A 14,322-nucleotide genomic window follows, 5' to 3' on the forward strand; every position below is an offset into this window, starting at 1 on the left:
TCGCTCGGGTTTTCGGTCACTCGTCCTCCTCGGGGATTGGGCGCCACTTCCAGACGAGGTGGCCGGGGTCGAGCTCCTCGACGACGAGCTCGACCTCCATCCCGACGGCCAGCTCGTCGACGCCGATCCCCTTCACGACCTGGCCGAGGACGACGATCCGCTCGGCCGCCAGCTCGACGGCGGCGATGGCGTACGGCTCGAAGTCCTCGTCTGAGACGTACGGCGGCGGGGGACGGTAGCGGGCGTCGGCGTACGACCAGATCCGCCCTCGATCCGAGAGCGGGGTCGTGACGAGCTCGTCGCCGTTGCAGACGGGATTGCGGCAGGCCAGGCTCTGTGGCGGGAAGTAAACGGTGCCGCAGACGGTGCAGCGGGTCCCGGTCAGGCGTGGCGGATCGACGGTGAACCAGCCGTCGACCACGCAGACCGGCCCGTCGGCGCGGTCCACGGCCGGATCGTTCCCGGATGGGTGTTGCGCCACCGGCGGCCTCCTAGTTGACCAAGCGACCGCTCAAATCTATAACGTGTTCTACTCGAGTGGAAGGGTCGGTGGACGCAGGCTCACGGGTCTCCTTAGGGATTCGTGATGTTTCGTAGCGATCGCTCGAGGGCGTCGAGTTGCTGTGGTTGCTCACGATGGCGAGGTGCACCCGATGACGCTTCGCCGGTAGGCGGTCGGCGCCCTGGCGGGCTGATCTCGCTCGGATTTTCGAATCATCGAGCGGATCGCGCATACGGGCCGCTACTGTGCGTACATGTTTGGTCGCGTGTCGTCCGGTCGTGTCGCATGAGCCGTAAGCTTGCGCTGGCCGCTGGCCGCTGGCCGCTGGTCAGGTGGCCCGGACCGCGACCGCCCGGGTGCTGCTGCGCGGTGGGGTGGATGAGGAGACCGGTGAGGCCCTGACGGCGCGGGCGGCGGCCGAGCGGGTGGGCTGGTGCGCGGACCTGGTCGCTGAGATGGTCACTGGTCTGCTGGCCGAGCGTTGGAATGCCGGTGATGTGGCCGTGCTGGCCGCCGGGGTCGATGCGGACGGCCGCGCCTTACCCTCGAACGCGTGGATGGCGCTGCGCCGCTTGGGCTGGGGTGTGAGGGTCCCCGAGGGGGTCAAGGTCAATGACCGGATCGTGCGGATGGCTCAAGAACAGGCCGGGCGGATCCTGCGCGGTACACAGCACCGCGCCGAGACGGTCGCCGGGGTCCTGGCGGCCTGGCCCGCCGATCCGGCCAAGCGCACGCCGGCCGAGTGGGACGCCGTCCGCGAGGCGATTCCCGACGGACGGTCCCTGACCAGCAGCGTGATCAAAGCACGCACACGGCAGGTCACCGCGTTCGTCACCAGGCATGGGCGGCTTCCGGTCGATGTGTTCGAACTGGAAGAGGCGCCGTACGCGGCGCGGATGCTGGTGCTGGCCGCCGTCGACCGGCAGCAGGCCACCCTAGAACGCGCCGAAGACGACCCAGCGCGGGCATTGCTGCGGCTGCAGTTGCCCACCCGCCCGGACCCGCGCTCATACGCCGACTGGACCTGGGTGGCCTGCCCACTCACTCTGCCGCCCACTGTCCCGCCAGGTGCGATGCTGCATCTGCCCACGTTGCGTCCGCAAGGCAGGAAAATGCACGCGGACCTGGCGTTCTCCCACCCCGTCCCCAAAACCGAATCGAAGCATCACACGAGGGCGCTGGGTGTGGACTGGGGTCTGAACACCCTGCTCAGTGCGGGGGCGTGTCGTTTGCGTCCCGACGGCACCATCACCGCACTGGGATCCGGGGGGATGTTCCGGGCCGCCGGGGTGATGGCCCGCCAGCACCGGCTGCGCCGCCACGGCGAACACCTACACGCAAAGACGGACAGCTATGCCTGCCTCATCGGCGGCGACGAGGATCACCACTTGGCCGCCAAGCACGCTGTGCTGACGGCCGAACACCGGTACGTGGCCGATCGCCGGTCGGGGCTGAACGAGGCGCTGGCCTGGTCGGCGGCGCGATGGGCGGTGGATCAGGCGGTCGCGGTGGGGGCGAGTGTGATCTATGTGGAGGATCTGCGGTCGATGGAGGCCAAGGGCATGGGCCGCACCCACAACACCCGCCTTTCCCAGGCCGTGCGGGGGCAGATCGTCGGCAACATGCGGCATTTGGCCGCCGAGACCGGCATCGCCGTCGTCACCGTCCCGGCCCGCAACACGTCCAAGCACTGCCCGCAGTGTCTGGTCCCGTTGCGGCACTGCAAGGCACCCGGCCGGCCTGGCACACCCGGGTGGAAGTGGGCGATCTGCCTCGACCCTGACTGTGGCTGGCAGGGCGACCGCGACCACGGCGCATGGCGGCGTATCGCCGCCCGCGGACTGACCCACCAGCACAACACCACCGTCGACCGCACAACCGGCCACATGGCCATCGGCCGCATCGTCGACAAGCTCGAAGCGGGCGCGGTCATCACCCCGACCGCCCCCGAGCAACACCAAGCCAGCGGGGGTGACCGGTCCAAGACCGGACCCACCCCCCGCCGAACCTCACGCCCCGTGCCCAGGCGACGCGGGGCACCCTCCACCCCCGGCCCTCGCGGGCCGGTGGGTCAGCGTCCGGAGGGACGCGCTCACACGGACCGAGGGCTGCCCCGCGCGGCCTGCCGGTACCAGGGCGCGCGCACACCCAACGTGCACACGATCAGCTCAACCACCCCCACCAGCCGGAACCGTCCACGGCACCGGCCCAAAGGGGCGGCACTGGGCGCGGGCTTCCACCTGCACGCCCACGCCACCCCACCCCGGTGGGCAGATCCCCCAGTCACAACACCCAGTTTCAGTATGACTGCGGATCCTTAGGCTGATCAGAGACGCTCGACGTCGTGGGGGAGACCCGCGACAACTCCGGCAGCAGCGCCTGCGTCGAGTACAGGGACATGAACGTGGTCAGCCCGGCCACGAACAGCGCGAGGTTTACCCGGCGCAGCCCGAGCGAGCCGCGGAACGCGAACTGGGCGTGCCGCCTGCGCCGGTGCCTGACAGGCGACGTCGTCATCACACCGGGGCGTGACACTTCGTCATCGCGCCGGGTGGCGGTCGTTCGGTTCCGGAAGGGCGCGGTCCGGACGCTCAGTTCTTCAGGGAGGCGACCATGCGGCGTAGTCCGGCGAGCCAGCGGTCGCGGTCGGCGGCCTTGCGGCGCTCGAACTCGGCCACCTCCGGATGGGGGAGGATCAGGAACGCCTCCGCCATGAGCCCCGCGACGACCGCCTCGGCGACGTCGTCGGGTTCGAGCACCGCGCCCGCCGCGGCCACGACCTGACCCGCCATGCCTTCGAGGGCCTCCGTGAGGAGCGGGGTGCGCACGCCCTGCGGGCACAGCGCGCTGACCTTGATGCCCTGGTCGCCGTAGGTCAGCGCCAGCCACTCGGCGAACGCCACCGCGGCGTGTTTCGTCACGGCGTACGGCGCGTCGCCGGGCTGGGTGAGCAGGCCGGCGGCCGAGCAGGTGTTGAGGAAGTAGCCCTTGCCGCGTTCGAGCATCCCGGGAAGCGCGGCCCGCGCGGCGTACACGTGCGCCTGGACGTTGACCGCCCAGGAGGCCGCCCACTGCTCCGGCGTCGCCTCCAGTCCGGCGCCCGTGCCGATGCCCGCGTTGGAGCAGACCAGGTCGATCGGGCCGAACTCACCGGCTTCGTCGATCATCGCCCGCACCTGCTCCTCGTCGCCCACGTCGGTGCGGACCGCGGCCGTACGGCAGTCCAGGCCCGCGGCGACCCGTTCCACGGCGTCCAGGTCGAGGTCGGAGAGGCAGAGCGCGGCCGCGCCCCCGGCGGCGAACCGGCGGGCCAGCGCCGCGCCGATCCCGCTGCCGGCGCCGGTGATCACGATGTTCTTCCCGGTGATCTGCATGGCAGGAACGTAACATCCGGGACTAGGCTGGTTGAACCCGATTCGGATGTCAGAAAGCTCAGAAAGCTCCAGGCGTGAGCGTGAAAGGCGGCAGCATGGCACTCGAGACCGGTCTGGCGGGCAGGACCGCCCTGATCACCGGCGCCTCCCGCGGTATCGGCAGAGCGACGGCGGAGGCCCTGGCCGCGGAGGGGTGCAACGTCGTGCTGTCCTCCCGGAAGCAGGACGCCCTGGACGAGGTCGCCAAGGAGATCCGCGCCGCCCACCCGGGCGTCGGCGTCCTCCCGAAGGCCGCGCACGTCGGTGACGAGGACGCCGCGCGGGCCTGCGTCGAGGCGGCCGTCGCCGAGTTCGGGAGCGTGGACGTCCTCGTCAACAACGCCGGCACCAGCCCGCACTTCGGCCCGATGGTCGACATCGACGTCGCCCGGGCCGACAAGACCGTCCAGGTCAACCAGTTCGCCGTGGTGCTGTGGACACAGCTCGTCTGGAAGCTGTCCATGGCGGCCCGCGGCGGGGCGATCGTCAACATCTCCTCGGTCGGCGGCATGGTGACCGAGCACGGCATCGGCTACTACAACGCCACCAAGGCCGCCGTCATCCACCTCACCCGGCAGTTCGCCGTCGAGCTCGCCCCCTCCGTGCGCGTCAACGCCGTCGCTCCGGGGCTGGTCAAGACCCAGCTCGCCCGGGCACTGTGGGAGGAGAACGAGGAGAAGATCGCCGGGTACCTGCCGCTCGGCCGCCTCGGCGAGCCCGAGGACATCGCTAAGGCGGTCGTCTTCCTCGCCGGGGACGCCGCGAGCTGGCTGACCGGACAGACCCTCGTCGTCGACGGCGGCTCGACCGTCCGTCCGACCATCGCCTGAGGAGGCCCCACATGTCTCGATGGGGACTGACGATTCCGCTCATCGGCGTGCCGCTGGCCGAGCACCGGAAGGTGGTCGAAGAGCTGGCGGACCTCGGATACACCGACGCGTGGTCGGCGGAGACCGCCGGGACCGACGCGTTCACGCCGCTCGCCCTCGCCTCCCAGTGGGGGCCGCAGCTGCGGCTCGGCCCGGCGATCGTGCCCGTCTACACGCGCGGTCCCGGCCTGCTCGCCCAGCAGGCCGCCACCCTCGCCGACCTCGCCCCCGGCCGGTTCGTCCTCGGCATCGGGACGTCCTCGCCGGTGATCGTGGAGCGCTGGAACGGCATCCCCTTCACCGAGCCGTACCAGCGGGTGCGGGACACGCTGCGGTTCCTCCGCCGGGCCCTGGCCGGCGAGAAGGTCGGCGACGAGGCGCTCGGCGTGACCGGTTTCAAGCTGGAGACCCCGCCGCGGACGCCGCCGCCGATCGCCCTCGCCGCGCTGCGCCCCGGCATGCTCCGGCTGGCCGCCCGGGAGGCCGACGGCGCGATCACCAACTGGCTGGCGCCGTCCGACGTCCCGAAGGTCCGGGCCGAGTTCGGCACGGAGAAGGAGCTGATCGCGCGGATCTTCGTCTGCCCGACGTCGAACGCCGATGAGGCGCGGGCGCTCGGCCGGCGGATGATCGCGGCGTACCTGACGGTCCCCGTCTACGCGGCCTTCCACGAGTGGCTCGGCCGCGGCGAGCGGCTCGCGGCGATGAACGAGGCGTGGGCCGCCGGCGACCGCAAGGCCGCCCTCGCCGCGATTCCGGACGACGTCGTCGACGACCTCCTCGTCCACGGCTCGCCGGACGAGTGCCGCGAACGCGTCCGCGCGTACGTCGACGCCGGTCTGGACACGCCCGTCCTCGCCGTGCTGCCGAACAGCGAGACGCAGGTCACAGACGCCGTACGTGCGCTCGCTCCCTAGGCCGGGATCCGGCAAATCGCAAGATCGTGGATGTTTGGCCCCTCAGGTGGTCGGGCATGGGAGGCCGCATGCGCGGGGCAGCCGTGCACCGTGCAGACTTGCAACCGACCATAAGGAGCTGTCGACCGTGCTGACGCTGACCGATTCGGCGGTCCAGGTGATCCGTACCGTCACCAGCCAGCCGGAGCTTTCGCCGCAGACCGGCCTGCGGATCGCCACGCAGAACCAGACCGACGAGGCGGGCACGCTCTCCCTCGCGGTGGCCGAAGGGCCGCAGGCCGGCGACGCGATCGTCGAGGAGCAGGGCGCGCGCGTCTACCTGGAGCCGGACGCCGCGACGATCCTCGACGAGATGACGCTCGACGCGAGCGTCGATGAGAACGGAGACGTGACCTTCCGCCTCGCGGAACAGGGATGACCGTGTTATCCCGGTCGGCCCCGGGCGATCACCGAGACGAATCGGATGACCGCCCGGGGCTTTCGCGGTAAAGCCGCCGGGCCGCCCGGGACGGCCCGGGCCGAGCCGCCAAGCGGTCCGCGGACGGCTCCGGGTCAGGAGCCGGCGACGTCGTCCGGGAGGCTGGGGTGCGGGCCGAGGGCCCAGTGCTCGAACAGTCCGTGGCCCGTACCGCCGTCGTACTCGAACCGCGCCACGGCGTCGACCATGCCCCACATGCGGGCGGCGTCCTCGGGGCGGCGCAGGTCGTACGTCACGCCCTGCACCTTCAGCTCCGGCCCCTGGTACATCCCGTGCCGCCAGTCGGGTTCCAGGCCGTAGCCGCTGCCGACCATCAGGTGGACCGGCAACAGCGGGGTGACGCGCACGTCGAACGGCTTGCCGCCCGGCGGGGCGAACGCGATCACCGCCTCGGTGACGTCCCGCGTCCCGGGAACGTAGGTCGGCCGGTACTCCGGGCGGCCGAGGTACTCCGGCTCACGCTCGTCCGGCCATACGCGTACGGCCTCCTCCAGCACCCGGCGGCCCTGCGCGTCCTCCTGCAGGATGCACAGGATCGCGTGGTCCTCGAACTGCATCGGCGCGTACAGCCAGTAGAAGCTCGCCGTTCCCGTCGCCTGGATGCCCGGCGGCTCCGCCTCACCGACCGGGCGGATGCCCCAGGACCGGTCGCGGCTGCCCCACCAGCGGTCCGGGGTCACCGGCACGGTCGTGTCGTCCACCGAGATGGAACCGGTCCACCGGCCGGTCTGCGCGAGCCGGCGGGAGTCGAACACCACCCGCTCGTGGGCGCGGATGAAGTGCGGGGGCTCCAGCTGCGCCGGGATCGTCCCCTCCCAGGTCAGGTCGAACGCCAGCCCGTGGTCGTTCGGCTCGAGGACGACGCGCAGGCGCTTGAGCCCTTCCAGCACCTCCACGCGGAACGGCCCGACCGAGGTGTCCATCCGGTCCGCGCCGAGTTCGCGCGAGGCCCGGACGACGCGGTGCAGCGGGCCGTGCCGGACCAGGGCGAAGGCGTCCGTGACGCCCAGGTTCGGATACTGCCCGAGCCCGACGATGAGCATGAGCTCGTCCGAGCGGGAGTGGCAGTTGAAGTAGTACCGGTCATAGAAGTTGCGGTCCGACGTCCCGACGTGCCGCATCACGTCGGGAACCTGGTGGACCGGGTAGTCGTCGAGCGGTGAGAGCGTCATCGGCGGCCTCCGGGCGGGCCGGTCGCAGGACCGGGGGCGGGCAGGTTCAGGAGCCCGGCGAGCAGCCGGGACGCGGTGTTGTCCACGGGGAAGTCGCTGTCGGGCGGCACCAGGTCCCAGTCGATGAACGCCTGCCCGATCCGCGCCATGATCACCGCGAACTTGAAGGCCGACAGGACCTCGTAGTACGCCATGTGCCGCATCCTCCGGCCGGCCAGCTCCTCGTAGTACGCGACGGTGTCGGCGTGGGACGGGAAGCCGGGAAGGCGCGGGACGTCGATGCCCTCCGAATGGTGCCGGTCGAGGTACATGTACCAGGCGAGATCCTCCTCGGGCGCGCCGAGCGTGGCGATCTCCCAGTCCAGCACCGCCCGCGGTTCGCCGTCGTCGCCGTAGAGGATGTTGCCGATGCGCCCGTCGCCCCACAGCAGCACGGGCGGGTCCGGCTCGTCCGGCCGGTGCTCGCGCAGCCACCGCAGCGCCTCGGCGCAGGTCGGCTGGGGTCCGTGGTACGCCCAGCTCATGTAGTGGGTGTAGTAGCCGAGCCGCTGTTCTAGCCGGCCGGTCCATACCTCGTCCGGTCGAGGAACGCGAAGGGCACCGGATCCAGCCGGTGTACGGCGGCCAGGACGTCCAGGCCGGACGTCCACATGCGCTCCCGGTGCCCGGGCGTCGCCTCGGTCACCCAGCCCGCCTGGTGGTAGGGCGGGTTGTCGTCCGGCGCGCGGCCGTCGACCCGGTCGATGACGAAGAAGGGCGCGCCCAGCAGGCCGGCGTCGGGCTCGTACCAGCGCATCGGGGGCACCGGGATGCCAGTCCGCTCGTCGAGGATCCGCAGCAGGCGGTACTGGTCGGCGTACGGCAGCGGATCGGGGAAGACCTGGTAGCGGCTCGGCGCCACCTTGGCGACGAGGTGCTCCACGCGACCGTCGCACTCGGCGTCGAACAGCAGCGTCTCGGCCGAGAATCCGGTCGTCTGGGGGATCTCCAACCTGGGGATCGCCACCCCGGTGCCCGGCAGGCGTTCCGACAGCCACCTGGTCAGGACCGCCCGTGTCACCTCGGGGTCTCGCTGGTCGGGAACCGCCATGGTCCGGGCCTCCTCGCCGAAACGTTTCCCCGACCTCACCTCGTATCTACCAAGCGCTCGATTGATCGTCAACCGGCCGGAGGGCCGCCCGAGGCGCCGAAGCGGCCCGTGTCAGGATCGAACCATGAGGCTGACGAAGCTCGGGCACTCCTGTGTCCGCCTGCAGAAGGACGACCGCACGCTCGTCATCGACCCGGGCGTTCTGACCCCGGAGGGCGACGCGTTCGCCGGCGCGGACGCCGTGCTCATCACCCATGAGCACTTCGACCACTACCAGGCCGACCGGCTGCGCCAGGCCCTCACGGACGACCCGCGGCTCACCGTCTACACCTGCCGGGCCGTCGCCGGCGACCTGGACGATCTGGGGGACCGCGTCCGTACGGTCGGCGACGGCGACTCGCTGACGATCGCGGGGTTCGACGTGGCGGTGGCCGGACAGAAGCACGAGGTCGTCCACCCGGACGTACCCGCGGTGGAGAACATCGGCTTCCTCATCGACGGGGAGGTCTTCCACCCCGGCGACGCCTTCACCGTGCTGGAGGCGCCCACGCTCCTCGTCCCCGGCCAGGCGCCCTGGATGAAGGCCCCGGAGATGATCGAGTACCTGCGGGCGGTCGCGCCTCAACGCGCGTACGCGGTCCACGACGGGCTGCTCAACGACTTCGGGCTCGGCCTGCTGGACAACCAGCTGGCGGGGGAGGGCAAGCGCCAGGACGCGGAGTTCCGCCGCCTCCAGCCGGGCGAGTCCGTCGAGCTCATCCCCTAGGGGAGGCCCCGTAGGCCCGCGGAGTGACCGGGGGATCGATCCCACGAGCGATGTGCGGGGCGGAGGCGCGGCCTAGCGTCGTTGGTATGGCGACGCAAAGGAGTGCTCTCGTGAACGGTCTCTACCGCCCGCGCCAGGGCCGTGTCATCGCCGGCGTCTGCGCCGGTCTCGGCCGCCGGTACGGGCTGGCGCCGTGGACGGTCCGGCTGCTGGCGATCCTCTCCTGCCTGCTGCCCGGCCCGCAGTTCGTGATCTACATCATCCTGTGGATCATGATGCCGGGCGAGTAGAACGCGCTCAGGCGGCCACGGTCCGCCCGTCCTCCCGGGCGGGCGCGACGTCGCGCCGGAGCGCGCCCGCCCGTATGCGTTCCAGCACGTCGCGACGGTGCCGTGCGTATCGGATCAGGCATCCGGCGGCCGCGCCGGTGAGCGCGTAGACGACGACCGTCGCGACCGGGCGGTCCGCCGACACCGCGAGCGCGGCCGGCGACCCGACCAGCGCGAGCTGGGCCGGGACGGCGAGCCGGGGATCGGCGGTACGGGTGCGGATCGGCGGGTCGCTGGGTCCCCAGGGATCGGCGCGCAGGACGTGGAGCAGCTCGCCCAGCGGACGCGGTGACCACCACAGCGTCAGCGCCGAGGGCAGCGCGAGGAGGGGTGCCGTGGTCAGGGCACGGGCCGGAGAGGCCACCGCGAACGCGGCGGTGAGCGCGGTCCCCGCCGACGCGCAGACGATCAGCGTTGCCCGCACCCGCCGCGCGGCTCGGAGAACGGCCATCCGGCCGCGCCGGAGGGCGAGCAGGTACATCTCGGCGGCGGCGTAGGCCCAGCCGGCGGTGAGCGCACAGGCGGCCGCGTCCAGCGGACTCATCATGATTCGAAGGTGAGCCGCGCGGGCGACGAGAAGAAGACGACTGCGTTCATATTCGGGGAAGCTACGGGTTCGACCCTGACAGATCGCTGAGGGCCGCCCCCGAACTCGTGGTGGAGCCATCCCCACCACAGGCATCTGATCCCCCTGAGGGTCCTACTCCAGGCGCCAGACGACGGGCAGGCCCTTGGCGGCGCCCTCGCCGGAGTAGTCGTGGACGACGTCGAGGTAGCCGGCCATGCGGGCCTGCCACGCGACGTTGACCGGCAGGTCCTCCAGGGCGGCGAGCAGCGCGGCGTAGTCGTCGCAGTCGATGACGTGGAACAGGTCGAGCCCGCTGCGCCAGATCGTCCACTCGTGCGCGCCGGCGTCCTTGATCGCCTGGACGAGGGCCGGGGGGACCTCCCGGTGGGCCTTCTCGTACTCCTCCTCGAGGCCGGGCCTGAGCCGGGTGTGCAGCGCGACGCGCATCCTCACTCCTCCTCGTCCGTCTGGCGGCGGGCCCACTCCTCGACCGCGCCGATGTGCACGGCGGCGGCGACGCGGGCGCCGTCGGGGTCGCGTTCGAGCAGGGCCCGGTAGATCGCGTCGTGCTCGCGGGCGGTGCGCGGGAAGACGCCCTCCTCCTGATAGCCGCGCCAGACGCGGGCCCGGAAGGTGCGGCTGTTCAGCCCGCCGAGGATCGCGCCGAGCACCGGGTTGGCGGCGGCCTCGGTGATGATCCGGTGGAACTCCATGTCGTGCCCGACGTTCTCCTCCGCGGTGGAGGCGCGCTCCATGGCCCTCATCTCGGCACGCAGGAGGGCGAGGCCTTCGTCGTCGATGCGCGCCGCGGCCGCGGCGGCGGCCGCGGGCTCGAGGATCTTGCGGACCTGGACGAGGTGCAGCAGGGTGTCGCCGCGCGAGATCTCCGCGACGACGCCGAACGTCTCCAGCAGGTCGCCCGGCTTCAGCTGCGTGACGTAGATGCCGGCCCCGTGCCGGGCTTCGAGGACGCCCATGACCGTCAGCGCGCGGATCGCCTCCCGCATCGAGCTGCGCGACAGGCCGAGGTCGGCGGCGAGGTCGCGTTCGGTCGGCAGGCGCTGCCCGGGCACGAATTCCCCCATGGCGATCCGGGTCTTGATCTCGTCGATCGCCCGCTGGGTGACGGTGGTCTTACCACCGGTTTCGTCCGGCACGCGAGCTCCCTCCTCCGGTTGCGGAACTCATCTTGCCGGACGTTAAGAGGTCTTACCAATTTCGCGAAAGTAACAAGTGTGTAACGAGGTATTGCCAGCACAGCGCCCTGTAGTGGTCTTATGTCCGGGTAAGAGGTCCGATGAATCGGTGAGAGGTCGGACCAACCGACGAGCAGGGGGTACGACTACGTGAAGCTGCTGCGTGTCGGACCGGTCGGCGCCGAACGGCCCGCGGTCCTGGCAGAGGACGGCTCGCTCCTCGACCTGTCCGGCGTGACCCGCGACATCGACGGAGACTTCCTCGCCACGGGCCTGGACCGCGCCAGGGCGGCGTACGCGGCAGGCGAGCTGCCGCCCATCCAGAACACCAAGCGGATCGGTTCCGCGGTGGCGCGGCCCGGCAAGGTGGTGTGCGTGGGCCTGAACTACCGGGACCACGCGGAGGAGACGGGCGCCGAGATCCCGGCCGAGCCGATCCTCTTCATGAAGGCGTCGAACACGGTCGTCGGCCCGGACGATGACGTGCTCATCCCCCCGGGCAGCGAGAAGACCGACTACGAGGTCGAGCTCGCCGTCGTCCTGGGTGGTCAGGCCCGTTACCTGGACTCGCCGGCCGAGGCCCGCGCGCTCATCGCCGGCTACGCGATCAGCAACGACGTCTCCGAGCGGGAGTACCAGCTCGAGCGCGGCGGCACGTGGGACAAGGGCAAGTCGTGTGAGACCTTCAACCCCCTCGGGCCGCACCTGGTGACCGCCGACGAGATCGCCGACCCGCAGGACCTCGGCCTGCGGCTGTGGGTGAACGGCGACCTCCGCCAGGACGGCAACACCAAGAACATGATCTTCACGGTGGACCACCTGATCTGGTACATCAGCCAGTTCATGGTCCTGGACCCCGGAGACGTCATCAATACGGGGACCCCGGCCGGGGTCGCGATGGGCAGCCCGGGTATCTCCTTCCTGCGTCAGGGTGACATCGTGGAACTCGAGATCGACGGACTCGGGCGGCAACGGCAGAGGCTCGCATGAAGGTCATCGCACTCGACGCCTACGACATCCGGTTCCCGACCTCGCGGCAGCTGGACGGTTCGGACGCCATGAACCCGGACCCGGACTACTCCGCCGCGTACGCCGTGCTCCGTACGGACGACGGCGCCGAGGGTCACGGGTTCACCTTCACGATCGGGCGCGGCACGGAGGTGTGCGTCGCGGCGATCGAGGCGTACGCGCCGCTCGTCGTCGGCCTCGACATCGACCTGTCCGACCTGGGCGGCTTCGCGCGGCGGCTGATCCACGACTCGCAGCTGCGCTGGCTCGGGCCGGAGAAGGGCGCGGTCCACATGGCCGCCGCCGCGATCATCAACGCGGCGTTCGACCTCGCCGGGCGCGTCGCGGGCAAGCCCGTCTGGCGGCTGCTGGCGGACATGACGCCCGAGCAGATCGTCGACCTGGCCGACTGGAGGTACCTCACCGACGCGCTCCGCCCGGAGGAGGCCGTCGACCTGCTGACGGCGGCCCGCCCGGGACGCGACGAACGGGAGGCCGCGCTGCTGGCCACCGGCTACCCGGCGTACACGACGACGCCCGGCTGGCTCGGGTACACCGACGACAAGCTCGTCACCCTGGCGCGCGAGGCCGTCGCGGAGGGCTTCACCCAGATCAAGCTCAAGGTCGGCGGCGACCTGACCGACGACGTCCGCCGCCTGGAGCTGGCCCGCCAGACCGTCGGACCCGACGTCCGCATCGCCATCGACGCGAACCAGCGGTGGGACGTCGGCCAGGCGATCGAGTGGGTCGAGGCCCTCAAGCCGTACGACCCGTGGTGGATCGAGGAGCCGACCAGTCCCGACGACATCCTCGGGCACGCCGCCGTGCGCCGGTCCGTCGCGCCCGTCCGGGTGGCGACCGGGGAGCACGTGGCCAACCGTGTGATCTTCAAGCAGATGCTGCAGGCCGAGGCCATCGACGTGCTGCAGATCGACGCCTGCCGCGTCGCGGGCGTGCCGGAGAACGTCGCGATCCTCCTGCTCGCCGCGAAGTACGGCGTCCCGGTCTGCCCGCACGCCGGCGGCGTCGGACTGTGCGAGGTCGTGCAGCACCTGTCGATGTTCGACTACCTCGCGGTCAGCGGGAGCACCAAGAACCGTGTGATCGAGTACGTCGATCACCTGCACGAGCACTTCACCGACCCGGTCCGCATCCGGGACGGCCACTACCTCGCGCCGACGGCCCCCGGCATGTCGGCGCAGATGAAACCCGAGAGTCTGCTCGAATACGCCTACCCCGACGGCGCCGCCTGGAGGTCGTGACTGTGGAGTTCAGCGGGATCAGGGCCATCGTCACGGGAGGCGCCTCCGGCATCGGGCTCGCGACGGCGCGCCTGTTGACCGAGCGCGGCGCCACCGTGAGCTGCCTCGACCTGTCCGCCCCACCGGAGCCGCTGCACGGCGTCCAGGTCGACGTACGGGACGACGCGTCGGTCCGGGCGGCGATCGCGGAGGCGGCGGAGCACCTCGGCGGCCTGGACGTGCTGGTCAACAACGCCGGGATCGGCGCGCAGGGCACGGTCGAGGACAACACCGACGACGAGTGGCGCAACGTCTTCGAGGTCAACGTGTTCGGCATGGTGCGGGTGAGCCGCGCGGCCCTTCCGCACCTGCGCCGATCCGAACATGCCGCGATCGTGAACACCTGCTCGATCGCGGCCACCGCCGGGCTGCCGCAGCGCGCGCTGTACTCGGCGACCAAAGGTGCCGTTCAGTCGCTCACCCTGGCGATGGCGGCGGATCACCTGCGCGACGGGATCCGGGTGACGTGCGTCAACCCGGGCACCGCCGACACGCCCTGGGTCTCTCGGCTGCTCGCCGCGACCGAGGATCCGGAGGCGGAACGGGCCGCGTTGGCGGCCCGTCAGCCGAGTGGGCGGCTGGTCAGCGCCGAGGAGGTCGCCACGGCGATCGCCTACCTGGCCAGTCCGCTCGCGTCGGCGACGACAGGAACGGCGCTGGCGGTCGACGGGGGCATGGCCGGCCTGCGACTTCGCCCAGAGAAATGAGGACGC

16 protein-coding genes and 1 pseudogene are annotated in these 14,322 nt (G+C 71.2%); 9 read left to right on the forward strand and 8 right to left on the reverse strand.

All coding sequences use genetic code 11. From position 1 onward, the window contains the following. Positions 1–16: 16 nt before the first annotated feature. Positions 17–481, reverse strand: a complete 465-nt coding sequence (locus tag ACYVF7_RS09540) for a Zn-ribbon domain-containing OB-fold protein (protein ID WP_460337937.1) — start codon at positions 479–481, stop codon at positions 17–19. Between the two features lie 353 nt (positions 482–834). Here ACYVF7_RS09540 and ACYVF7_RS09545 point away from each other — a divergent pair, with 353 nt between their 5' ends. Further along, positions 835–2,823 (forward strand): zinc ribbon domain-containing protein, encoded by a 1,989-nt coding sequence (locus tag ACYVF7_RS09545; protein ID WP_460337940.1) that lies wholly within the window; start codon positions 835–837, stop codon positions 2,821–2,823. Here ACYVF7_RS09545 and ACYVF7_RS09550 read toward each other — a convergent pair. Both ACYVF7_RS09550 and ACYVF7_RS09555 read right to left on the reverse strand, forming a co-directional pair. Further along, positions 2,801–3,019, reverse strand: coding sequence for a hypothetical protein (locus ACYVF7_RS09550; protein ID WP_460337943.1), 219 nt, complete (start codon positions 3,017–3,019; stop codon positions 2,801–2,803). The genes ACYVF7_RS09545 and ACYVF7_RS09550 overlap by 23 nt on opposite strands. A 74-nt stretch (positions 3,020–3,093) precedes the next feature. After that, positions 3,094–3,876, reverse strand: coding sequence for an SDR family oxidoreductase (locus ACYVF7_RS09555; protein WP_460337946.1), 783 nt, complete (start codon positions 3,874–3,876; stop codon positions 3,094–3,096). 95 nt (positions 3,877–3,971) lie between these two features. Between ACYVF7_RS09555 and ACYVF7_RS09560 the strand changes: the two genes are divergently transcribed. The 3 genes from ACYVF7_RS09560 (at position 3,972) to ACYVF7_RS09570 (ending at position 6,119) form a co-directional block, all read left to right on the forward strand. Continuing rightward, entirely contained in the window at positions 3,972–4,745 is a 774-nt protein-coding gene (locus tag ACYVF7_RS09560) for an SDR family oxidoreductase (RefSeq protein WP_460337949.1), read from the forward strand. Between the two features lie 11 nt (positions 4,746–4,756). Beyond that, complete coding sequence (locus tag ACYVF7_RS09565) at positions 4,757–5,701, forward strand: LLM class F420-dependent oxidoreductase (protein WP_460337952.1); 945 nt, start codon at positions 4,757–4,759, stop codon at positions 5,699–5,701. A gap of 127 nt (positions 5,702–5,828) precedes the next feature. Further along, a complete protein-coding gene (locus ACYVF7_RS09570) occupies positions 5,829–6,119 on the forward strand; it encodes an iron-sulfur cluster biosynthesis family protein (RefSeq protein WP_460337955.1) in 291 nt (96 codons plus the stop codon). 134 nt (positions 6,120–6,253) lie between these two features. Here ACYVF7_RS09570 and ACYVF7_RS09575 read toward each other — a convergent pair whose 3' ends face one another. Both ACYVF7_RS09575 and ACYVF7_RS09580 read right to left on the reverse strand, forming a co-directional pair. Beyond that, positions 6,254–7,351, reverse strand: a complete 1,098-nt coding sequence (locus ACYVF7_RS09575; protein WP_460337958.1) for a hypothetical protein — start codon at positions 7,349–7,351, stop codon at positions 6,254–6,256. Next, positions 7,348–8,441, reverse strand: a pseudogene (locus tag ACYVF7_RS09580) (phosphotransferase family protein). Before ACYVF7_RS09580 ends, ACYVF7_RS09575 begins: the two are co-directional and overlap by 4 nt. A 124-nt stretch (positions 8,442–8,565) precedes the next feature. Between ACYVF7_RS09580 and ACYVF7_RS09585 the strand changes: the two are divergent. Both ACYVF7_RS09585 and ACYVF7_RS09590 read left to right on the forward strand, forming a co-directional pair. Then, positions 8,566–9,207, forward strand: a complete 642-nt coding sequence (locus ACYVF7_RS09585; RefSeq protein ID WP_460337961.1) for an MBL fold metallo-hydrolase — start codon at positions 8,566–8,568, stop codon at positions 9,205–9,207. 110 nt (positions 9,208–9,317) lie between these two features. Next, complete coding sequence (locus ACYVF7_RS09590) at positions 9,318–9,497, forward strand: PspC domain-containing protein (protein ID WP_460337964.1); 180 nt, start codon at positions 9,318–9,320, stop codon at positions 9,495–9,497. 7 nt (positions 9,498–9,504) lie between these two features. Here ACYVF7_RS09590 and ACYVF7_RS09595 read toward each other — a convergent pair whose 3' ends face one another. From ACYVF7_RS09595 to ACYVF7_RS09605, 3 genes are all read right to left on the reverse strand, one after another. Beyond that, positions 9,505–10,083 carry a hypothetical protein gene (locus ACYVF7_RS09595; RefSeq protein ID WP_460337967.1) on the reverse strand — a complete coding sequence of 193 codons (579 nt, stop codon included), beginning with the start codon at positions 10,081–10,083 and terminating at the stop codon, positions 9,505–9,507. A gap of 153 nt (positions 10,084–10,236) precedes the next feature. After that, complete coding sequence (locus ACYVF7_RS09600; RefSeq protein WP_460337970.1) at positions 10,237–10,551, reverse strand: L-rhamnose mutarotase; 315 nt, start codon at positions 10,549–10,551, stop codon at positions 10,237–10,239. 2 nt (positions 10,552–10,553) lie between these two features. Beyond that, positions 10,554–11,261: a FadR/GntR family transcriptional regulator gene (locus ACYVF7_RS09605; protein ID WP_460337973.1), complete on the reverse strand. Its 708-nt coding sequence runs from the start codon at positions 11,259–11,261 to the stop codon at positions 10,554–10,556. Positions 11,262–11,450: 189 nt separating this feature from the next. Here ACYVF7_RS09605 and ACYVF7_RS09610 point away from each other — a divergent pair, with 189 nt between their 5' ends. The 3 genes from ACYVF7_RS09610 to ACYVF7_RS09620 are packed head-to-tail and all read left to right on the forward strand — an operon-like array spanning position 11,451 to position 14,316. Further along, complete coding sequence (locus ACYVF7_RS09610) at positions 11,451–12,290, forward strand: fumarylacetoacetate hydrolase family protein (protein ID WP_460337976.1); 840 nt, start codon at positions 11,451–11,453, stop codon at positions 12,288–12,290. Next, positions 12,287–13,570: an enolase C-terminal domain-like protein gene (locus ACYVF7_RS09615; RefSeq protein WP_460337979.1), complete on the forward strand. Its 1,284-nt coding sequence runs from the start codon at positions 12,287–12,289 to the stop codon at positions 13,568–13,570. The genes ACYVF7_RS09610 and ACYVF7_RS09615 overlap by 4 nt, the downstream gene beginning before the upstream one ends. Further along, positions 13,567–14,316, forward strand: a complete 750-nt coding sequence (locus ACYVF7_RS09620; protein ID WP_460337982.1) for an SDR family NAD(P)-dependent oxidoreductase — start codon at positions 13,567–13,569, stop codon at positions 14,314–14,316. Before ACYVF7_RS09615 ends, ACYVF7_RS09620 begins: the two co-directional genes overlap by 4 nt. Positions 14,317–14,322 lie beyond the last annotated feature (6 nt).

It is taken from the genome of Actinoallomurus acanthiterrae (assembly GCF_054775715.1).